The 22,247-nt window shown below is 34.5% G+C and carries 16 protein-coding genes; 11 read left to right on the forward strand and 5 right to left on the reverse strand.

What is annotated here, in order from left to right; all coding sequences use genetic code 11:
* Positions 1-1,071 precede the first annotated feature (1,071 nt).
* Positions 1,072-1,410: a hypothetical protein gene (locus MWU65_RS04095; protein WP_247075907.1), complete on the reverse strand. Its 339-nt coding sequence runs from the start codon at positions 1,408-1,410 to the stop codon at positions 1,072-1,074.
* A gap of 760 nt (positions 1,411-2,170) precedes the next feature.
* Here MWU65_RS04095 and MWU65_RS04100 point away from each other — a divergent pair.
* The 3 genes from MWU65_RS04100 to MWU65_RS04110 are packed head-to-tail and all read left to right on the forward strand — an operon-like array spanning position 2,171 to position 9,050.
* Entirely contained in the window at positions 2,171-5,233 is a 3,063-nt protein-coding gene (locus MWU65_RS04100; RefSeq protein ID WP_247075908.1) for a SusC/RagA family TonB-linked outer membrane protein, read from the forward strand.
* A 54-nt stretch (positions 5,234-5,287) separates the two neighbouring features.
* Entirely contained in the window at positions 5,288-6,685 is a 1,398-nt protein-coding gene (locus MWU65_RS04105) for a RagB/SusD family nutrient uptake outer membrane protein (protein ID WP_247075909.1), read from the forward strand.
* Between the two features lie 52 nt (positions 6,686-6,737).
* Entirely contained in the window at positions 6,738-9,050 is a 2,313-nt protein-coding gene (locus MWU65_RS04110; RefSeq protein WP_247075910.1) for a zinc-dependent metalloprotease, read from the forward strand.
* Positions 9,051-9,176: 126 nt separating this feature from the next.
* Here the strand turns inward: MWU65_RS04110 and MWU65_RS04115 are convergent, their stop codons facing one another.
* The 4 genes from MWU65_RS04115 to MWU65_RS04130 all read right to left on the reverse strand — a co-directional run bounded on the left by MWU65_RS04115 (position 9,177) and on the right by MWU65_RS04130 (position 11,444).
* Positions 9,177-9,422, reverse strand: coding sequence for a DUF6520 family protein (locus tag MWU65_RS04115; protein ID WP_247075911.1), 246 nt, complete (start codon positions 9,420-9,422; stop codon positions 9,177-9,179).
* A 78-nt stretch (positions 9,423-9,500) separates the two neighbouring features.
* Complete coding sequence (locus MWU65_RS04120; protein WP_247075912.1) at positions 9,501-9,938, reverse strand: MauE/DoxX family redox-associated membrane protein; 438 nt, start codon at positions 9,936-9,938, stop codon at positions 9,501-9,503.
* A gap of 105 nt (positions 9,939-10,043) precedes the next feature.
* Positions 10,044-11,024, reverse strand: coding sequence for a helix-turn-helix domain-containing protein (locus MWU65_RS04125; RefSeq protein ID WP_247075913.1), 981 nt, complete (start codon positions 11,022-11,024; stop codon positions 10,044-10,046).
* Positions 11,025-11,069: 45 nt separating this feature from the next.
* Positions 11,070-11,444: a hypothetical protein gene (locus tag MWU65_RS04130; protein WP_247075914.1), complete on the reverse strand. Its 375-nt coding sequence runs from the start codon at positions 11,442-11,444 to the stop codon at positions 11,070-11,072.
* A 195-nt stretch (positions 11,445-11,639) separates the two neighbouring features.
* Between MWU65_RS04130 and MWU65_RS04135 the strand changes: the two genes are divergently transcribed.
* The 8 genes from MWU65_RS04135 (at position 11,640) to MWU65_RS04170 (ending at position 22,200) form a co-directional block, all read left to right on the forward strand.
* Positions 11,640-14,033, forward strand: a complete 2,394-nt coding sequence (locus tag MWU65_RS04135) for an aminotransferase class I/II-fold pyridoxal phosphate-dependent enzyme (RefSeq protein WP_247075915.1) — start codon at positions 11,640-11,642, stop codon at positions 14,031-14,033.
* Between the two features lie 32 nt (positions 14,034-14,065).
* Positions 14,066-14,905 (forward strand): RteC domain-containing protein, encoded by an 840-nt coding sequence (locus MWU65_RS04140; RefSeq protein WP_247075916.1) that lies wholly within the window; start codon positions 14,066-14,068, stop codon positions 14,903-14,905.
* A gap of 270 nt (positions 14,906-15,175) precedes the next feature.
* A complete protein-coding gene (locus MWU65_RS04145) occupies positions 15,176-15,460 on the forward strand; it encodes a helix-turn-helix domain-containing protein (protein WP_247075917.1) in 285 nt (94 codons plus the stop codon).
* A gap of 3 nt (positions 15,461-15,463) precedes the next feature.
* On the forward strand, positions 15,464-16,216 hold the full coding sequence (locus tag MWU65_RS04150) for a hypothetical protein (RefSeq protein ID WP_247075918.1): 753 nt from the start codon (positions 15,464-15,466) through the stop codon (positions 16,214-16,216).
* Positions 16,200-16,862 carry an ATPase gene (locus tag MWU65_RS04155; RefSeq protein ID WP_247075919.1) on the forward strand — a complete coding sequence of 221 codons (663 nt, stop codon included), beginning with the start codon at positions 16,200-16,202 and terminating at the stop codon, positions 16,860-16,862. Before MWU65_RS04150 ends, MWU65_RS04155 begins: the two co-directional genes overlap by 17 nt.
* Before the next feature lie 101 nt (positions 16,863-16,963).
* The gene (locus MWU65_RS04160) at positions 16,964-17,947 is read left to right on the forward strand and encodes an ATP-binding protein (protein ID WP_247075920.1); all 984 of its coding nucleotides are present in this window, start codon (positions 16,964-16,966) and stop codon (positions 17,945-17,947) included.
* Positions 17,948-17,954: 7 nt separating this feature from the next.
* Positions 17,955-20,426, forward strand: a complete 2,472-nt coding sequence (locus MWU65_RS04165; RefSeq protein ID WP_247075921.1) for a S8 family peptidase — start codon at positions 17,955-17,957, stop codon at positions 20,424-20,426.
* 67 nt (positions 20,427-20,493) lie between these two features.
* Entirely contained in the window at positions 20,494-22,200 is a 1,707-nt protein-coding gene (locus MWU65_RS04170) for an NERD domain-containing protein (protein ID WP_247075922.1), read from the forward strand.
* Positions 22,201-22,247 lie beyond the last annotated feature (47 nt).

Genomic DNA, 22,247 nt, shown 5'->3' on the forward strand with positions numbered 1-22,247 from the left:
TAGGTGTTAGCTTGCTAAAAAAAGAGTACTTGATGTTACTCTTTTTAGATTCCAAAATAATTAGTTCATCTATTATTTTGTCTGGATTTTTATTTATCATTTTAACTGAGTACTAATTTTAAAAATAAGGAGAGAGGGTTGTAAATATTTCAATCTAAGTAATGCTTTAAGAGTTGATGAGTTCATCCGTTCAACTCGAACAGTTTTTGCATCCCTTTTAGGGAATCCTGAGCATAACACTAAATAGAAATCTTTATCTACGTGTTACCTCTCTCCATTTTTTTTGTTTTGTCATTAAGTTTCTCTTCCTCGGCTAATTTCTTCTTCTCCATAAAGTTTCTAAAAGCAACAAGCCTTAATCTTTCGCTTCTGGTCATTCCCATAATCCTTTAATGTTTTACAACAATTGGATATAGACTATTGTCTATATCTACATTATGTGCCTAAGATAATAAATCTTTTATTTCCATAAATGATCTATTGGCTACAAGTGTATAAATTTCTGTTGCGATACTAGGGCTTGGTACTTATACTAGAATAGTTGATTAAAGAACGATACTAAAAGTTATTTTGAACGAATAAATAAGCAGTATTCATATAAACGAATGTTCATCGAATAATATTCGTATGTGAATACGATTAAATAAATGATAAAGGTAGGGCCAAGAACCTTGGTAGGGTAAACAAGACTTAGGGTAATCTGTCTTAATTGGGTTTTTATGTTCTCTGGAGGTAGGCAGTAAGATAACGCAGAATTCAACGAAACAAATCAACGAAAGTCGTTCAAGGATAAAAACATAATGAATTAGCGTTAGAGAACTAGACTAGGGCTTTTATTGGAACAATCAAATGATATTTTAAAAAAGAAGTAATCATAAATTCTGTTTAGTTTATCACCAACAGACAACAAGAAATCATCTTGATGAAATACATTATGATTAGATTATACCTAGTATAGTTTCTGGTCCCTGCTCATTATAGGATTCTAACAGAGTAAAAAGGTAATCTATATGTATTAGTCTTTGTCCAATTTAAAATCAAATAAATCTTTAGGAGGATGAGTTTTAAGGACTATTCTAAAATAAATGAATCATTTAGTTTGTCGCCATATTTATTTTCAACAAGTTTAAAGAAATCGGATAAACTAATTCCCTTGTTAAAACAAATAATAGATAATGTATATAGTGGCAGGTTATATCCATTTTTTTCCATAATTTTTTCAATAGTATTTTTATGGACACCATAAAACTTGCCATATTCTCTCATAGACTTTCCATCAATAAGCCACTCCTCACTTATGTATTTACATACATATTTGCTCGTTAGGTATATTTTTTGGGTACTATCATCTTTAGGCATAAAACAAAGGAAGCCATTAGCAAGTCGAATATTGGTCACTATAGTGTCCAATTAAAAAATTTATATTATATTAGTAGCAGAATTTATTCATTTAGCGATTCTTCATTTCAAATAATTGAAGCATTCGCTTTAAATTTCGCCTTGGAAACTGGTAATTTTAAAGGAACGAAATGGTAAGTTTGATGCTCACGTCTTAGGACGTGGGCTCACTTATTTTTCTTTCATACACCAGTACTTCTACGGCAGTAAGCTGAGTTCCATGCCTTTTTTAGTTTTAAAAGGATATCTATTCAGTATAAATTTCGCATTGCTTTGTTTGTAAAGTATTGCATTTGGTTATTTTTAAATTAGAGGTATGAAACACACCTATTGTATTTTTCTGCATCAAATTTATCGTCAGCATTTAAACATGTTGGAGTGTACCGCGTTTGATATCCTCTTTAAGAAAAAACCAAAGAACCCAATATAGGCTACCTTGTTATGGGACACCCGCTACATCTTTTCCGGATTACGTTTTACTCCTTATCCCATAACTAACGATTCACACACTTTTATTGTATCCGGACAAACCACGCTTAAAAGCCTAATGTTTTTATGCTTTCCTAAGACTTTGGAAACTTTCTAGTCACCACTAGATCAGTTGCCATAGCGCTCAAGGATAGACTGTACTAAAATTTTAAAAAATAAACACAAAAAACATGCTGCCAATGAATAGCTAACACTCAGATATAAAAAACCTCCTACTCAACTTCTGTCAGGTCTTATAGGAGGTCATAAGTAAACTCGTTAAAATTTAACTTAATTCAAAATTATGAAAAATAATTCAATAGTTAAGGGTAGGTGCTTTCTATGCGCTATTTTCTACCTTTTTATTTCCCTTTTTTATGCCAATACCATACATGCTAAAGCTAGTTTAAATACTAGTTTTACAACGGTTTTCACACTTCAAGAGTCCCTAGTTACAGGGCGTATAACCGATAAGAATGGGATGCCCGTACCAGATGTCACTATTAGGAACCCTAGAAAACAAATGGGTGCCATATCAGATTTTGAAGGCAATTTTAAAATCCAAGCCAATCCAAAGGATACCCTTGTTTTTTCTGCCCTCGGCTTTGTAACACAAACCATAGTAGTTTATGAAAAGAAAAATATTTTGGTACTGCTTGTAGAAGATGTTACCCAATTAAATGAAATAGTCCTAAACGCAGGCTACTATACCGTGAAAGAGAAAGAACGTACAGGTAATATTGCCAAGCTTAGCGCAGAAACCATTGAGAAACAGCCAGTCAATAATCCATTAGCGGCCATGCAAGGGCATTTGTCAGGGGTCAATATTGTTCAAAATACTGCCGTTCCTGGTGGAGGTTATAATATTGAAATTCGCGGTAAAAACTTTATCAATGGAGGAACCGAACCCTTGTATGTTGTAGATGGTGTTCCCTTTGGCTCTGAATCTTTAGCTTCGGTAAGTATATCTGTGGGCATCAATGGAGCAAATATAAGTCCATTGAATGCGATGAATCCCAATGATATTGAAAGTGTTGAGGTTTTAAAAGATGCCGATGCTACCGCCATTTATGGATCTAGAGCCGCAAATGGTGTGGTATTGATTACCACTAAAAAGGGAAAAGCCGGAAAGACAAAGTTTAATGTAAATATGAGTTCTACATTAAGTACCGTATCTCATTTTTTAGACTTGATGAATACACAACAGTATTTAGAGGCGCGCATGGAGGGTATTATCAATGATGGTTATGGTACTCTTTTTGAAAATCCATCTTATGATCGTATTTGGCCTGATGTGAAAAATTGGGATCAGAACCGGTATACCAATTGGCAAAAAGAATTAATTGGTGGTACTGCCTATAGAAATAAAATGCAACTATCTGTATCGGGTGGAAGTGAACAGACACAATTTTTAATTAATGGAGCTTATCAGAATGAAACTACCGTTTTTCCGGGAGATTCCAAGTATGGTAAAGCATCAATGCATAGTAATATAAACCACCAATCTAAAGACAATCGGTTTAAAATAAACTTCGCTACCATCTATTCTAGAGAAAAGAATAACCTACCTCGCACAGATCTTACTTCAGAAGCATACACCATAGAGCCTAATGCTCCTGCCATATTTGACGAAAATGGGGATTTAAATTGGGAAAATAACACCTTTGATAATCCGTATGCCTTACTGGAGGAAGACTACCAAGTACAGATCAATACCTTGATTGGAAATGCAGCCATCTCCTATGAGATAGTACCAGATTTATTGTTTAAGACCAATCTAGGATTCACCACCTATGACTTAGATTCGTATCGGATATTGCCTAGTAGTGCTCGTAATCCTAGGTTTGGTTTTACGCCCATAGATAACTCATCGCTTACTACAAATAGTAGTGCTAGACAATCTTGGATTGTAGAACCTCAATTGCATTGGAAACAAGACTGGAATACATTGGACCTCAATATTCTATTAGGTACTACCTTTCAAAATCAAACTACGGAACAAGTGGTCATAAACGGACGTGGGTTTCCTAATAATGATTTAATTAGGAACATTTCTGCTGCAAAAAGCCTACAAATACTTGAGGATAGTGATAGTAATTATAAATATCAAGCATTTTTTGGACGTATTAATCTAAACTTAAAAAGTAAATACATTCTAAACCTAACAGGAAGACGCGATGGCTCTTCACGTTTTGGCCCAGCAAAACAGTTTGGTAATTTTGGTGCGGTAGGCTTGGCATGGATTTTTTCAGAAGAATCATTATTAAAAAATAGTTCTTTTTTAAGTTTTGGCAAATTTCGTGCTAGTTTAGGTACCACAGGTAGCGATAATATCGGGGACTATCAGTTTCTTGATTCCTATAAGGTTTCCGGAAATAATTATAACGGGATAACGGTAGTTGAGCCCTCAGGAATTTTTAACCCCCTTTTTGGTTGGGAAGTTAATAAAAAACTGGAAGTAGCTCTTGAACTGGGTCTTTTTGAGGATCGACTCTTATTAAATAGTGTATGGTATCAAAATAGATCTTCAAATCAACTTATCGGAATTCCATTAGCGGCTACAACAGGCTTTGGTAGTTTAACAGGTAATTTTGATGCAACCGTTGAAAATACGGGCTTAGAAATAGATTTAACTACGAGAAATATACAACGTAAGCATTTTTCATGGAACACCAACTTTAATATTACAGTTCCTAAGAATAGACTAGTAAAGTTTCCAGAGCTAGAAACTTCCACTTTTGCCAATAGACTTATAATTGGTGAGCCATTAAGTATTGTGCATTTATATAATGCCCTTGGGGTTGATGCCACTACAGGTATGTATGAGTTTCAAGATTATAATGAAGATGGTAATATTACAAGTTTGTATGACAAACAGATTATTGAAGACTTTTCTCCTAAATTTTATGGAGGACTAGCCAATACCTTCACTTACAAAAATTTGTCATTGAATATGTTTTTCCAGTTTAAAAAGCAAAAGGGCTATAACAGTTTTCGGGCTCAAAGTGTTACAGGACATAGAAGCAATGGATCCGTTGCTTTATTAGATAGATGGAAACAAATTGGAGATACAGCGCCTGTTATGCTTGCTACAGCATCCTTAAATCCCAATTTTTTTAATGCTTTTTCCTATCAAAGATTTAGTAATGCTGCAGTTTCTGATGCTTCTTTTATTAGACTTCGTAATATTTCACTAACCTATAATTTCTCCAATCCAAAAAAAAATAGAATGGATGCTAGTGTGTATCTACAGGGACAAAACCTTTTAACCATTACCAGTTATGATGGTCCAGATCCAGAGCAGTCATCCCATAGTATTTTACCGCCGTTGCGGCAAATTACTTTAGGTCTTCAGTTAAGCTTTTAATCCATAAATTTTTAAACGATGAAATATTATAATAAAAATACAATACTAAAAATTATGAATAAGCAATTCGTAGAAAAGGTCATTCTTAAAATAAAGAATTTATTGCCTTTTTTACTTTTAATAAGCTGTATATCCTGTACCGACTTTATACAAGTTGATCCACCACTGAATACACTAATTTCCGAAACTGTTTTTAAGGATGCAGCTACGGTAGAATCTGCATTTGCAAATATTTATGTTAAAATGAGAGATCAAGGCATGGTATCAGGTAGTAGTGGTTTAGGTGCTATGATGGGTCTTTATAGCGATGAATTGGATTATTACCTCAATGATATTAATTATTCAGAAATATATCAAAACCACGTATCTGCATCTAATACCATTATCTATAGCTGGTGGAGTGAAGCTTATAAGCTAATTTATGCTGCAAACGATATTTTAAAGGGGGTGGAGAATTCAGATGCTCTATCTGCGGAAGATCGCGATAGATTTAAAGGTCAGGCTTTATTTGTAAGGGGATATATGCACAGTTTGCTGACGTCGATTTTTGGTGATGTTCCATATATTACAACTACAAATTATGTAGAAAATAATAAGGTTTCTCGTACTCCAGCAGCAACCGTCTACAATACTATTATTGCAGATCTTACTGAAGCTGTTGAGCTATTAAAAGATTCAGACAGCGCAGTAGAAAGAGTGATACCTAATAAAGAGGTAGCGAATGCCTTGTTAGCTCGCATGTACTTATATACAGAAAATTGGGAACTAGCAGAAGCTACCGCAACTAAATTAATTAACACCTATACCTTTGAATCGAACATTCAAAAGGTTTTTCTTAAAAATTCTTCTGGATCCATTTGGCAATTGAAGCCTGATGGTGTTTCTAATAGAAATACCTCTGAAGCCAATCAGTTTATCATTCGCTTTATTCCTGGTCAATTGTACGCTATGAATAATAATTTATTAGATGCTTTTGAACCTGGTGATTTGCGACGAACTCATTGGATATCAAATATGACAAGTTCAGATGGCTTAGTAACCCTTAACTATGCCCATAAATACAAAGCACTTTTTAATGTGGAAGAATCAATGGAATACTCCATAATTTTTAGACTAGCAGAGCAATATTTAATTCGTTCAGAAGCCAGACTGCATTTAGGGAATATTCCTGGGAGTCAAAATGATTTGAATAGGATCCGGAATAGGGCAGAACTTCCAAATACTACCGCCGAAACACAAGAAGAATTATTGTCGGCCATTCTTCAGGAACGCGCTGTAGAATTTTTCACGGAACATGGACATCGTTGGTTTGATTTGAAGCGTATGGGAAGGGCAAAAAGTGTATTGGAACCTATAAAATTGAATTGGAGTGATAAAAATCTCTTATTGCCAATTCCGGAAAAAGAGCTAGAATTCAATTCTAATTTAAAACCCCAAAATACAGGGTATTAGAGAATACGTATGACAGTGCTTAATCGCAAACTTCATCAAATACATTAAATTTATGAAATCATATATAATTTTTCTAGGTATCCTTTGTCAATTCACGGGATGGGCACATATATCGAGCCCAAAGGCATATCCTTCCAAAATACTTGTAGCGAAGTCTATAAAAGAACAACCTTTCCTAAAAGCATATTTGGTAGGAGAAAAGCTTCTTTTGGAAATTCCAAATACGCTACTAAACACAGAAATGCTATTTGTACGCCATAACACGGGAGACATAGTAGTGTCTAAGCATATTATTTGGACTAGATTTCAAGATCGCATTTTTTTAGAAGCTGTACGTGTAGAATCTCTAACAGGTGTGAAAATTCCAATATCAAATAATACTGAGAATACAAGAAGTATTTTAGCAACATTTCCTATTATTAAGGAGAAGAGCACTGAACATACTTCGATTATTGAAATTTCAAATGTACTTTTAACGGATCAAATCCAATGGTATAGGACCAGCCCTAAGTCCATAATAAAAGATTTAAGCTTTGTAAAAAAAGTAAAAAATCTTTCAAACGAAGTGTTGATTCGGACTACTTGGGGTGTACTTAAAGACCAAGCTAGAATTACCATCCCTGTTGATTTTAGTTTTTTTAAGTTACCTGAACCTATGGCACCTCGTCTATTTGATTATCGCATGGGTTTTAGAGCGGAAAGCTATGCCAGTGGTTTAAGTCATAAAACGAAAAATAGTATCGCAAGCATAGGTAGATGGCGTTTGGAAAAAAAGGATTCAAATAAGGCCGTAAGTGAACCTATAAAACCTATTGTTTTTATTTTATCACCGGAAATTCCTAAAAAATGGAGGCCTTATATTAGAGCAGGTATTCTTGCATGGCTTCCTGCTTTCGAGGCGGCTGGCTTTAAAAATGCTATTGTTGTGGAAGAACCTTCAAAAGTTAATTCAATAAAGGCATCATTTAATAGTGTTAATCATTCCATAGTTCGTTGGGGAAATTACAGAAATGTGAGAGGTTATGAAAGTGGGGGTGGGGCTAGTATAAATCAAGTAGTAGATGAACGGTCTGGTGAAATTCTAAAATCTGATATTTTAATGGGCTCCACCTTGCAATTTTTAATGGATAAATATTTTATTCAATGTGCTCCAATGGATAAGCGAGCACAACAGTATCCATTACCTGATGAGATAACAGGAGAATTACTTAAGTCGTTGGCCGCGCACGAAGTAGGGCATTCCTTTGGGCTTGTGGATGGTCATTATGGTGAATATGCGTATCCATTTGATAAAATTCGTGATAAGGACTGGTTGCAAAAAATGGGGCATACCCCAAGTATTATGACCTATGCCAGAAACAATAATTTAGTACAACCAGAAGATAGTATTCCCGTAGCATTGCTTTTTCAAAAAGTAGGCCCAACAGATCGATATAGTATAAAATGGGGATATACACCCTTTAATGGCTTAGATTCTATTCAAGAAAAAGCCTTTTTAGAAGGGGTTATAAGGGAACAAGATACTGTTCCTTGGTATAGACGTAGTATAGCTATGGGGGAAATTATTGGCCCTGGAGCCACAAATGAAGTAGTTGAAAATAATGATCCGATAAGCAGTGCTACATTGGCTTTGAAAAACTTGGAGAAGGTTATGGAACTACTACCAGAAGTAAATAAGGATAAGAACGATTATGAAATAATAGCGCGATTATATGATAAAATCTTAGTACAATGGCAAAACCAAATGCGACACGTTTTATCCTTAATAGGTGGATATGATATAAATTATAAAGCACCAGGTCAGGAGGGTAGAATGTATACCCCCATTGGTATAGAGAAACAATACCAAGCCTTAGATTTTTTTCTTACCCACGCCTTTAATCCTCCTTATTGGTTGTCAAATCCTGAATGGAAAAAAGAGATTAGTTACTCTACCTATCCAGATAAATTAATTGAACTGCAAATAAGACTCCTTTCTGAGTTAGTGTCACCAAAACGGATGAAAAGGTTGGAACATATGGAGGATACTATGCTAAACAAGGAAATTTCTAAAAACGTTGTTACACAGATACAAGCAAGTTTATTTAAAGAATTGAAGGCTAAAAATGTGGCAGTGATTAGAAGAAGACAGGAAATTCAAAAATTCTATTTGGATCGTATTGTCTTTGGGCTTGAATATAAAGGTGAGTTCAGTATTGGGGATACAAGTCGTTCAACTTATACACAGAATTCTAAAAGCATTTTTAGGAATAAATTGACAGAATTAAAAAAGGAAATTTCAAAGAAAATGAATAAAGCCAGCAATGATATCACTAGTGGTCATCTTAAACTTCTTTTACAGGAGTTACATAATCTAGAGGAATAAATTGTTTGCTCAGAAGATTTTGAGTTTTAAAGCAGACAGTATTGTTTTTGAAACTTAATTTAGTTGAATTAGTTAGGAAAAGGTGTCCAATTAGGACACCTTTTTTAATTAATAACACCTAAGCGTTTAGGGTCTTGTACCCAATGGTATTTCAAGAGATTCATCTGCATATATTGGATACGTTCCAAAGAGACATGCATCATTTCCGTCTTGAACACAATCTGAGCCCCCAGGTACTGGTTGAACACCTAAATCAGGATGATCATAATACGCCGGAGGACTAATAGTGCTGGCTTCTGTTGCAAACGATAAGCTTATTGCTAACAACATGGCAAAAGCAGGTAAAACGGTTTTAAAAAATGTAGTTTTCATAATACTAAATTTAAAAATTAACGACCTACTCTTTTGTACAGGTTTTCGGTCTTGCCCTGATACTGCGCAGTAATATTTTCAATAAGAATTGTTTTTATATTTTTTCATGAATAGGATCCCTGTAAGAGACAAAACTATAAAGAGAAGGTTAAAGACGAGATGCTCAGTCCAGCCTAGTTTTGAAATAATGCCTCCGCAAGAACAAGGAATTGAAGCGCTGAAATTTAGCACAAGGATGATATATAAAGTAAACAAAATGAGGGTGTAAAAACTTGCATAAAAGGCAGCCCGGAAGTATCTAGGGAAAAGGAATAACCCAACAATAATATATTCAACAAGCGGAATAACCCAAGCTAATATATTGGCATAATTTCCAATAAAGGGAGATTTACCCAATTGCATTGTAAACTGTTCATAAATTAACAGTTTGCTCGTGGCGGCATACACAAACAGAAGGATGAATAAAAACCGAATGCTATTTGTGATGTTCTGATATCCTATTTTAAGAATTGCCATATCTTTTGTTTTGATATGGTAAAGCTCACTATTAAAATTTATTTATAAAGGATAAGTTTTTGACTGTAAAGGATTTACTTACACAATGTCAATTATTGAAGTTATTTATCCTTGATTTAAGGATTTTTTTCGCAATTCACTAGGCGTATAACCATACCGTTTTTTAAAGGTTCTAGAAAAATGAGAAAAACTTTTAAAGCCTGATATATTTGCAATTGACTTTATCGATTGGTCACCATATTGAACCAGCATTTGAGCTTTTCTAAAGCGTTCCTGCTTTAAAAAACGGTAAACAGAAGTGCCATATAATTCTCTAAAACCATATTTTAGTTTAAATTCATTTGTACCTAATTGGTGTGCAAAATCTTTTAATGATGGAAAATCTTTACCAAGATTATTAAGGATGAAAGTATGGCCTTCTCGAATTTTACGGATATCTTCAAAGCTTAATCGAATTTTTGATTTAGCAGGCTTAACAAGGGTTTCCTTGTGTATTTTCTTTTGATGAGTAGAAAATTGATGCACACTTTGTTTTAATTTATTATCTAATTCTATTTGGTGATTGGAGTGAAGAATGATGGTGATTAAAATTTTAATTTGCTCTTTTTTTGATTCAGTTAGGGCCGTCAAATGAGCTGTTTTCGAAATTACTAAACCAGATTTCGTTCTAAATTTTAATGCAATCGTACTTTCTGTTTTCTTCTTTTGAAGAAAACTAGTCCATAGCACTTTCCATTTCGCTAGGGAGGTTGTGTCTAAAATTTTTTCAAAGGGTGTTCCAATGATATCTTGAGACGCTAAGGAAAGAAGATAACAAGATTGTTGATTCGCCATTTCAATTGTTCCAGATTCATCTAGGATAAAACTCATTTGTACCGTTTCAAACATAGGATTATTGGAATTGGCAAACCCTTGATGGATTATGATTTCTTGTATTTCTTCGGCTAACATATTTAATGAAATGCTTATAGCTTCTAAATTGTCATTCTTAGTATGTCGTTCCAAACGATAAAAAAAATTCCCTGATGCCATTTCTAATAGCATATTATGAATTCCCTGTATTCTTTCTTTTTTAGTTGTATTCACTGTAGTAGTTTAAGTTTTATAGAACGTTAAAAAGCATAGGGTTTATTATTTAAAATCGTTTAGATAATCTAATGCCCTATCAATAGTCTCAAAGGACTTATTAGGAATTGGAGGGTTACTGGTTCGGATATAGAATGCCAATAACATTTTAGATACAGGAGGTTCCACAAGTACAGCAAGAGCCTTTATGAAAATAGATCCCTCGATAGCTAAATAGGCCCTTGCAGATTTACTGATTTCCTTAATTCCTCGTATATCACAAAGAACGGGTATTGATTGCCCTTCTTGTAATTGCAACCTATCTTTTACAATTTGGATAGCAGCATCTAAGTCAATACTAACTCCCTGATGATATATAATATGTAATATTCCATCATAGAACCGATATGAGGTGTAGTTATTTTCAAATAAATTACGCATAACTAGGAAACTGGTATTCTGTATAAACTTACAAAATAATCAACAAACTAATTGAAATACAGTTAAATAGCGTTGAGTATATAGCCTTTTGCTTGTCTACAAAGGATTAAATATTGACTGTAAGGGATTTTGGATAGGTGTTATAATTAAATTCCTACAAAACGTATTAAATTATATGACTAAAAGTATAAAGTCATGGCGAAATTTAAGCACAATAATTTTTTAGATACGGTGAATGAAGTGTTTTCAGATGCAAAACAAGAGGGGGTAATGCACTTGTATGCGGAAGGGGGAACCTTTACAGGACGGACCATTGGTGTAAAAGGCAAAAAGTTATTTCATTTTGGAACTACAGGATATTTAGGACTGGAGCAGGATTCACGATTAAAAGCTGCAGCCATAGATGCAATTAAGAGGTATGGAACCCAATTTCCGCTTTCTAAGTCCTATATATCAAATCCGCTCTACAATCGGCTAGAAGAAAAATTAACCGAGATGTACCAAAATCCTATAATAATAACCAAGAACAGTACTTTAGGTCATATGGGTGTTATTCCTAATGCTGTAAACGATCAAGATGCAATTATATTAGATCATCAAGTGCATTGGAGTGTTCAGAGTGCTGCAAAAGTTTTAAAAAATAGAAGCGTCCCTATTGATATGATTCGACACAATGATCTTAATATGTTGGAAGATAAACTAAAATTGCTGGCCAATAAGCGAAATAAAATTTGGTATATGGCCGATGGTATTTACTCTATGTATGGTGATTTTGCACCAATTCAAGACTTAAAGTCATTGAGTTTAAAGTATCCCCAATTACACCTTTATATTGACGATGTTCATGGTATGAGTTGGACCGGTAAAAATGGTACAGGATATGCGTTAAGTGTACTTAAAGAGCTTTCTGAAAATGTATTACTGTTTGGAACTTTAAGCAAAACCTTTGGCGCAAGCGGTGCCGTTTTAGTTTGTTCTAATAAAAAGATGTACCAAGAAATAAAAACATTTGGAGGCCCATTAACCTTTTCAGCACAATTGGAACCCGCTTCCGTGGCGGCGGCCACAGCCTCAGCTGACATTCATCTTTCATCAGAAATCTATGAACTCCAGGATGATTTGAGACAACGCATTCAGTACTTTAACTCCTTGTTAAAGCAAACCGATTTACCGCTGATTGATCAAAATAATTCCCCAGTATTCTTTATAGGTACAGGTATGCCAAAAACAGGATATAACTTTGTTAATCGCCTGATGAGTGAAGGGTATTATGTAAACTTGGGTATTTTCCCAGCAGTGCCTGTTAAAAATACTGGCGTTAGAATAACCATATCTAGACATAATGAGAAAGAAGAAATTAAGGGCTTAGTAGAGGCTATGGTATACCATTATCCTAAAGCTTTGGAGGACACCTATACCGATCTGTTTCGTGTTAAAAAGGCTTTTAAATTAAATACCACTTTGGAAACGATGAAACCCGTAAAAAATTTAAAAATACAACTTGAAGACTCAATTTTGAAAGTGGATAAACAGTTGTGGAATACCTATGTAGGTAACCATGGGGTTTTTGATTGGGAAGGGTTAAAGTTTCAGGAGTCTGTGTTTAATGGGAATACATTTAAAGAACACAATTGGATATTCAAATATATCATTATTTCTGATGAGGAGAATAGGCCTATAATAATAACCTATTTAACTATTGCATTGTGGAAAGATGATATGTTGGCTAAGGTTAGTGCCTCTAAAATAATAGAAGAAGAAAGAAAAACAAATCCATACTACCTCACTTCAAAAGTGTTAAGTCTAGGATCTCTTTTTACAGAAGGTAATCACCTTTATATTGATGACAAAAACCCTTATAAGCAACAAGCTTTGGATGCATTTATTCAGCTAGTTGAACAGTTAGAACTAAGTTGTAAAGCCACAATGACAGTCCTTCGAGATTTTCCGAAACAAGAACCATTACACGCCTATTTTCAAGGGCAAGGATTCGTACGTGTCCAAATGCCAAATGCCTGTGAAATTAATTTGGGAGCGTATAAAACTATAGAAGACTATTGTTCTAAATTATCGTCGAGAAACAGAAAGCATTTACGTAAGGAAATACTTGGGATAGAACCTGAGTTGCATATTGAAGTCTGCGAACAGGCTAGGAAACAACAGCTACAAAAAATGGAAGTCCTATTTAAGAAAGTACATCAAAACAATTTGGGATTAAACACTTTTTCATTTCCTCAAGTTCTTTTTGAAGCGATGGCAGTGCACCCAAATTGGGAATTCATAACCATTAGTCCTAAGAATAATCCAAGCAAAATGATAGGGGTGATGTTTTGTTATAAAAATGGAAATCATTCTTATGTTCCAGCTTTTATAGGTATGGACTATAGTAATCTTGACAAGTATTACACTTATCGTCAATTATTATATCAAACCATTAAAAGAGCTATTTGCTTAAACTTTAAATACATTAACATGGGTATGACCGCCTCTTTCGAAAAAAGAAAATTAGGTGCTGTAGTAGAAGAGAAATACGCTTATATACAAACTTCTGATAATTACACTTTAGAATTAATGGGAATTTTAGAATAAACTATTTTAAGCTAATTGAGAGGTATAGTAGTGTGAAGTACCAAGAAATGATTTCGGAATTTGAGACAAAGTTAGAAACTTTGGAGTCGCGCAATGTAGATGTTTTGTGTAAAGCAGAAAAAGGCATTTCGCAAACAGAAAAGTGTATAAAAGACTTAAGAAATAATGTGCTTGAAAAAGGTTTTTTAACTGAAGAAGAAGAAATTAGGTTTTTTAAACATTTAAAACCGCAGATTTTCAGCAAACTCATTTATTATGTAAAGCTATATAATATTGAAAGCAAACGGCCTAGAAGCGGAACAAAATTCCAGGTAAAATACTTAAATAATCAAATCAATAAGCTTCAGGTTTATTTTAATGATAACTTAGAGTTTTATCAGTATTACCGAAGAGGTGCTACCACGCTCGATGTTCAGTATTTTGTTCGTGGAAAGTCAGATTTAAGATCACTTACAGAATCGTTTCATTTCTTTATTGATGATGAATTTTCAACCTGTCAAGATGCTACTGTGGCCACGATTATGGCTTTTGATATGCTGATTGTCTATTTACAACAAGAAATAGAAAAATTAGAAAGACACGTAGATAACCCAAAATCTCACCTTATGAAACATACCTCAAAACTTTTTTGGACAGGAAGCAAGACCGAATTAATTGAGCTAATTTATGCGTTGCATAGTAGTGGTGCAATCAATAGCGGTACTGCTGATATTAAGGAAATAGCATTGATGTTTGAGCAAATTTTCGGTATTGATCTGGGAAATTATTACCATACTTTTATAGAAATACGTTCAAGAAAATGTAGCAAAACTAAATTCTTAGATAAACTAATAATTGTTTTAAATAGCAGGTTTAATGATTTGGATGATTAATCCTAAGTAGCACCCAAGTCTGGATTTTATTTAAAACAATTGATTGTAATATTATTTGCTCGATTTAGTGGTTAAAAACAAAGTTAGTAAGCATTAAACCCATCTAAATAGGTGTTATTTGGCCCTATAAAAATTACCCAACTTGGGTTGAACTATAGGTATTTACCTAAATAGGTTTCCCATTTTTGCAGAACGAAAGTCAAATCAGGTCAGGGACTATCAACTAAAATCATACATGAGATAGTCCCTTTCTATTAAATCCGTTCTATTATGCCAACAAGTATCATTACCACAGACGATCTTCGAGAATTCAAAATGGAATTGCTCGATGACATTAAAAGACTACTAACAAATCAATCCAAAGGTAAACTTAAAAAATATTTAAAATCTTCCGAGCTTATGGACTTGCTTCAAGTAAGTCCTGGCACTTTACAAAACCTTCGGATCAATGGTACACTTCCCTACACCAAAGTGGGCGGCATCATCTATTACGATGCCGAAGAAATTCAGAATGTAATGACTGCCAACCGTGTTCAGCATGGTTTAAATTCTTAAACGATGAACTATATAAAGCTACTCAATGCGGCTTTTTCAACCTTCTATTTTGATGACCGGTTAAACCCTTCACATATCAGTTTGTATATGGCACTGTTTCATGAATGGAACAGTAGCCGTTTTGCCAATGAAATGTTTGTGAATCGTAGGGATTTGATGCGCTGTGCCAAAATAGGTTCAAAGTCCACGTATCACAGATGTATCGTTGAGTTAGATACTTGGCAATACCTCACCTATTTTCCTTCAAATAACCCGTACAAGGGCAGTAAAATTAAGATGGCCATTATCGGGACAAGTGATGAACCTGTTACGGGACAGTACAATCCCAAATTAGAACAACTTGCGGAACAGTACCATCCCATACGTGAACCAGTAGTGTACCAACACCATCCCAATTATGGACAAGCTTTGGACTCGTACCGTCCCACCAGTGGACAAGCATTGGTATCTACTATAAACAATACCAAACAAGTAAACAATATAAAACAACCAAAGGGCTGGCAGGCCGTTATTGATTTTTTTATTGAAAAAGGTTTTAATGCTGATGAAGGAAAAAAATTCTTTGCCCATTATGAAACTCGAAATTGGCAAACAAGTGATGGAAATGAAATTAGAGATTGGCGTTCCTTGGCTACGAACTGGATGGAAAGAGCAAAGTTATATACCGAGGAAAACAAACCAAACAAAAAACAACCGTCCCAAATCAAGGACAACTTGCGAACCACTAAAAACAAGGATTATGGACAACCCCTCTAAAATTATCGAAGGTGGTGTAGAATATTCACTCGGAAAATTTGATGGTAAAAGCGTCCTGTACGATTTTGACCAAATACTGATTTATCTGAATGCAAAAGGAAAATCGCTCTTTGGTAAACAATTTAGAATCTATGATGAAGACACGGTAATCATCCGCAAACTATGCCACTATTTTATCAAGGATAAAGAGAATTGTCAGAAGGAAGGTATAGACCCTGAAAAGGGCATTCTTCTTTCTGGACCAGTGGGGTGTGGAAAGACCACTTTGATGAAACTTCTGCGACATATCGTGCCAAGGCAACGACCGTATGAAATGATTCCTTGCAGGAATATTACCTTCAGTTTTAACCATCTTGGTTTTAAGACTGTTGAAGAATACGGCAATACTAAATTCTATTGCTTTGATGATTTGGGCGTTGAACCTGCTGGACGATTCTATGGCAAAGACTTAAACGTAATGGGAGAAGTCCTTCTCTCTCGATATGAATTATATCTACAGACCAAGCAGAAAATTAAAACGCATGCTACCACCAATTTGAATGCAGAAGAGTTAGAAGAACGCTATGGAAATCGTGTTCGTAGTCGAATGCGTGAATTGTTCAACCTGATTGCTTTTGATAAAGGTGCTGGGGATAAGAGGAAGTAGGTGTTTATTGTGCAAAGCTTAATTTGAAACTAACATTTATAAGGATTACAAATTTTCCCTTCTAATTTTTTTTAAATTCACTACATTTGTTAAAAAAATAATTGGCAGCAGCAGAAAAAATAAAAGCATTATTACAAAGCTATGGTGATGAGGACGCTAACCGTTTTTACACCACCGCAATGCAGATTGCCGCTGCTGAAGCTAAAAAGGGACATACTAAACTTGCCGAAGAACTGAAAGGACTTATTGCAAAAATAAAGTCTAAACGAAATGTAGATTCAGTTTCCAAAACGAGAATTCTTGCAATCAATGAAGCCCAAAGGGAATTAAAAGATTTACTTGAAGTATTTAGACCTCATATCAAGACCAAGGATATGGTCTTGACGGAACAAGTTTCCGAAGCGATAAAACGAATTCTTTCAGAACAGCAAAAATTCGACCAACTTTTACAGCACAATTTAGAGCCGAGAAGAAAACTAATGCTTGTAGGACCTCCGGGTTGCGGAAAAACAATGACAGCCAAGGCAATTGCTGGAGATTTAGAAATTCCTTTATTTGTAATTCGTTTGGATGGATTGATTTCTAGATATATGGGAGAATCAATCTCCAAACTAAAATTAATATTTGACTCTATGTATCAGCATAGAGCCGTTTACCTATTCGATGAATTTGATTCTATTGGCTCTAATCGAAGCTACGGAAATGAAGTTGGGGAAATAAAAAGAGTTTTAAATAGTTTCTTGATGAATATTGAGAAAGACAAGTCAAACAGTTTAATAATTGCTGCGACTAATATACCGGAATCACTCGATAAAGCTTTATTTAGAAGGTTCGACGATATAATACAATATCCCCTTCCAAATGATAAAGAAATATCACAATTAATTGCAGCACAACTCAAGGGCTACTCCATTGAAAAAGGTAAATCTATAAACGCAATTGCTAAAGAGGCAGTAGGTTTAAGTTTTGCAGATATTTCAAATGCATGTAAAGATGCTATCAAAGAAATGATTGTCCATAATTCAAAAAATGTTGCCTCTACAACCCTTCTTAAATTCATTAAGAATAAAAAGAATCCCTATTAATAGATAAATGCCAAGAAATTTAGAACACATAATTATTTCTGGTTTTGTATCTACCGAGCAATACACAAGTCCAAATAGAGGTCGAGACCGTGTAATCCCGATTGATAGAAATAGAAATTCCCACGGCAACGCCTTAATGGCACAATTGGGTATGGCAATTAGGGCATTCAATCAACATTCAGACAATGATTTTGTTTATTTGGAATTTGTTTCTGAAAAGGATTGTTTACTTGCGTTTGATAGTTTTGAAGATGGTGTAAGTGGCGACCATAGATTTGTTTCCTCAAAATTAGAAAAGGTTGTCATTGACGGTCAAGAACAAAGACTATACAGAGCTTGTGTTTATTTAAACACCAATGGAATTTCAAAATTTCTCAAAAAGATTGAAGCTTATTTGAATCCTGAAAAGGATAGTCCTTTAGGTAATCCCAAAAACAAAAAACTGCTGAATAATATTGCTGCAATACAGCAAGCAACTTTAGCGAGTTTTTGGCAAGAGGATGAAATTGAATTTCCAGGCCAAGAGGAAGAGGTGTGGTGGGAAATTTGGTTGAGAAGAGAGGATACTCAAAATGATGCTCGTGAAGATGAAAGTATTATAAATACTTTTCTTGACCACCTTATTGAAGTTGCTGAACGTAGATTGCTGTTTCCTGAACATATTGTACGTATGGTGCGTACTACTGCAAGAACACTTTCGACGTCAATCTTATATTCAGATAAGCTTGCCGAGTTAAGAAAACCCAAGGAAGCAGCAGATTTTTTCACAGGTCTTGAAAGTGATGATGCCAATGATTGGGTTCAGGACCTTAAAAATCGTACAATAAATAGGACCACGAACGATTCAGTAATCGTTTGCATTTTAGATACTGGGGTAAATAGAGGACATCCACTTTTAGAAGATTTCCTTCCTGAAGATAATATGGATTCTATAAAATCTGAATGGGGTACAGCCGACACGCACAGCCACGGTCACGGCACTCCAATGGCTGGGTCAATTCTATATGGCGACCTTACCGATATCATTCAAGACACTTCGAATATAGAAATTTTCCATCGTCTTGAATCTGTTAAACTTATTCATCCCAATAACCCACATCAACCTGAACTATACGGTGCTGTTACCGAAGAAGCAGTTGCGAGAGCAATTATACTGAATCCATTAAATAAGAGGATTATTACAATGGCCATTACAGCTACCGATGGTCGAGATAGAGGAAAACCATCCTCTTGGTCAAGTGCAGTAGATAAAATCGCTTTTGGCGAGGAAGGTACATCGAATGACAAATCCACGTTTTGTGTTTCAGGTGGAAATACCGTAATTAATTATGTTACTGAATATCCAAGTAAGAATTTTGAAGAATCCATACACGACCCAGGGCAAGCATTCAATGCACTTACAATTGGAGCATACACACTAAAAACTGTAATTGACCAGAATATATTTAGAGGTGCAACCCCATTAGTTAATGCAGGTGGTATGTCTCCAAGCAATAGTACTTCACTCTCTTGGGATAATAGTTGGGCAATTAAACCTGAATTGGTAATGGAAGGCGGTAATTATGGCATTCATAACAACGGACTTATTGACCCTGATTCGCTACGTTTGCTTTCAATCGGAAAAAACTTTAGGACAGAGCCATTATTCAGCTTTGGAGATACAAGTGGTGCAACTGGTATGGCATCAAGATATGCGGCATTGTTAACTTCTCAATATCCCGCATTATGGCCTGAAACTATAAAAGGACTTTTAGTTCACTCCGCAAATTGGACTCCTGAAATGTTAGGAAATCGTAACATTAGTGAATTGCCCAAAACAGAACTGAAAGAGTTGTTAAGAATATATGGGTATGGAGTTCCCGATTTTCAAAAAGCAGTCAGAAGCGCTAATAATTCTTTGACACTTATTGCTCAAGAATCCTTGACACCTTACAGACTTGATGGAAGTGCCGTCAAGACTAACGATATGCACTTGCACGAATTACCTTGGCCTGCGGAAGTTTTAACCGAACTTTTTGATAATGAGGTTAGTCTTACGATTACGTTGTGCTATTTTATTGAGCCTAATCCGGGAAACAAACAATATACACAATCCTACTACTATCAATCCCACGGCTTAAGATTCAAAATGATTGATGCAGGAGAATCTTTCGAGAATTTTCGTGAAAGAGTTAACAGGGAGGCAAGAGACGAAGATAGCAACGGTTCTTATCCAGGCGAATCTTGGATTGTTGGTGCTCAAATTCGAGACAAAGGTTCTATTCATAAGGATATTTGGAAAGGTAGTGCGGCTGAACTTGCAACCCGAAATGTCATAGCAATAAACCCTGTAAACGGTTGGTGGAAAACGAGAAAAAAATTGGAACGTTATAACAACGCTGTTCGATATAGTTTAATCATATCTATTGATTCCCCAGATAATAACATTGATTTATACACATCTGTATTGAATCAAATTGACATTTCGATACAGCCTTAAATTATTTTCTAATCAAAATCTACAACTACTTTAAAACTGACCTTCCTGCAATTACTCAACCTATAGATTGGAAACATTAGATATACACAAAAAATCCCTTGAAATTCAGGATATCATTTCAATATACTCAAAGGAAAGCTTCGTGTGTTTTTTTGCAGACTTCATTAGGCATAATCCAGAAAGAAGTCAATTGGGTTTTTCAAATAAACTCAAATCCAAGCTAAAGGATTCCATTTATTTAATAATGTTAAGGCTATCCTCGCCAATAGATGGAGAAGAAGTCTTGCTTTATTCTGAAGAGGTTGATAAAAATCTTAAAAAGGTAGCTGACATCCTTTTACAGATGGTGGACTTTTATCTTGGAGATATTTATTCCAAAGACTTCGATGAAATTAAAAATGAAAGACATAAAAGATTTATCCACGAAATGGCATTCAAGGACTACTTCCAAAATGGTGTTTTAAATTACAGGGAACAGGAATTAAATAAAGTCATTCGATTATTTCATCCGTATCAAGATAAAATAAAGGAAAGATTAGGAATTGAATTGAGATCCTTGATTGATATCTGTCAATATTCAGAAGATGATTATATCAAGAAATCCATAAGGAGTAAATCCTTTTTATCCAAAAAGGAATTTTCAAAATTTGCTAAAAAATCCTTAGTAGGCACAAAACTCAATAAGAAATTTTCAAATGAGTTTTTTCATTTGCCAGAAGATATTCAGAATGATTTTTTAGATTTTAATGAGCGTCCACATAGCTGTCTTTTATTTACAAAAGAAAATTATTACGAAGTGTTTGAGAAAAATGATGTAGATATATTTTGTAACCTTTTTTCTATACCAATAGATGGTGACTATAATAACTTATTCTATTCACAACCCAATCCGTTAGACGCCAACCCAATCATAAAAATTAATGATTTTGAATATCTCAATGTGTTTCAAAAACAATTGCCTACTGCCCTATATAATCTATTGTACGCTACACTTACAGCATCAGCAAAAGAAACGGAACAATTAAACTTAAGACGTGGAAAAGTTATATTGGAAAGACATACCAGAGAAATATTTGAAAGGTCCTTTAAAAAATCGAAGCACCTAACAGTATTCAGCAATTACTATGTCAACGAAAATCCAGAAGAAAAAGATTTACTCATAATTGCTGATGGAAATGCTTTTGTAATCGAGTGTAAATCCTCTCGAAATAGAGAGCCTCGAAGGGATTCAAACCAAGCTTTTCAAAGGATAAAATCAGATTTTAACGATTGTATTCAAAAAGGATATGAACAGTGTTATCAAGTAGAGCAACTAATTCTCAATTGTCCGAATATTTCAATTAAGAGTAATAATTTGGTGCAAGACCTTGATACTTCTTATATCAACGATGTATTCAGTATTGTAGTAACATCTGAAAGATTTGGAACTATTCAATCCGATTTAGGCCTTCTTCTGAAAAAACCTATTGAAGAAGACCTTTATCCTTGGTCAATAAGCATAGATGATTTAGAAATATTTCTTAAAACATTAAATTTAGAATTTAATAACCCCACCAGAAGATTTGTAGAATTTTTAGAATATCGAGAGTTATTGAATGAAAGATTATTTTCAAGGGATGAATTGGATGTGTGTGCTATGTATCTAAACAATCCATCAAATTTCAAAAAAATATGTGAAAGTAGCGATTACATTGTGACCGATCCTCTATTACAACGGCACTTTGACGAGCTATATTTTTCTAAGCGCTTAAAAATCAATATTTTAGGTTTCTAAATACAAACAGTGCTGCCTTCCAAGTGATAATCAATATTTCTTTTATT

Source organism: Cellulophaga sp. F20128, assembly GCF_023015805.1.
Classification (GTDB): Bacteria; Bacteroidota; Bacteroidia; order Flavobacteriales; family Flavobacteriaceae; genus Cellulophaga.

Excerpts from the sequence above, each read along its gene's own strand:
- MWU65_RS04100 (WP_247075908.1), top strand. The coding sequence starts at position 2,171 with ATGAAAAATAATTCAATAGTTAAGGGTAGGTGCTTTCTATGCGCTATT.
- MWU65_RS04105 (WP_247075909.1), top strand. The coding sequence starts at position 5,288 with ATGAATAAGCAATTCGTAGAAAAGGTCATTCTTAAAATAAAGAATTTA.
- MWU65_RS04110 (WP_247075910.1), top strand. The coding sequence starts at position 6,738 with ATGAAATCATATATAATTTTTCTAGGTATCCTTTGTCAATTCACGGGA.
- MWU65_RS04115 (WP_247075911.1), bottom strand. The coding sequence starts at position 9,422 with ATGAAAACTACATTTTTTAAAACCGTTTTACCTGCTTTTGCCATGTTG.
- MWU65_RS04120 (WP_247075912.1), bottom strand. The coding sequence starts at position 9,938 with ATGGCAATTCTTAAAATAGGATATCAGAACATCACAAATAGCATTCGG.
- MWU65_RS04130 (WP_247075914.1), bottom strand. The coding sequence starts at position 11,444 with ATGCGTAATTTATTTGAAAATAACTACACCTCATATCGGTTCTATGAT.
- MWU65_RS04135 (WP_247075915.1), top strand. The coding sequence starts at position 11,640 with ATGGCGAAATTTAAGCACAATAATTTTTTAGATACGGTGAATGAAGTG.
- MWU65_RS04145 (WP_247075917.1), top strand. The coding sequence starts at position 15,176 with ATGCCAACAAGTATCATTACCACAGACGATCTTCGAGAATTCAAAATG.
- MWU65_RS04150 (WP_247075918.1), top strand. The coding sequence starts at position 15,464 with ATGAACTATATAAAGCTACTCAATGCGGCTTTTTCAACCTTCTATTTT.
- MWU65_RS04155 (WP_247075919.1), top strand. The coding sequence starts at position 16,200 with ATGGACAACCCCTCTAAAATTATCGAAGGTGGTGTAGAATATTCACTC.
- MWU65_RS04165 (WP_247075921.1), top strand. The coding sequence starts at position 17,955 with ATGCCAAGAAATTTAGAACACATAATTATTTCTGGTTTTGTATCTACC.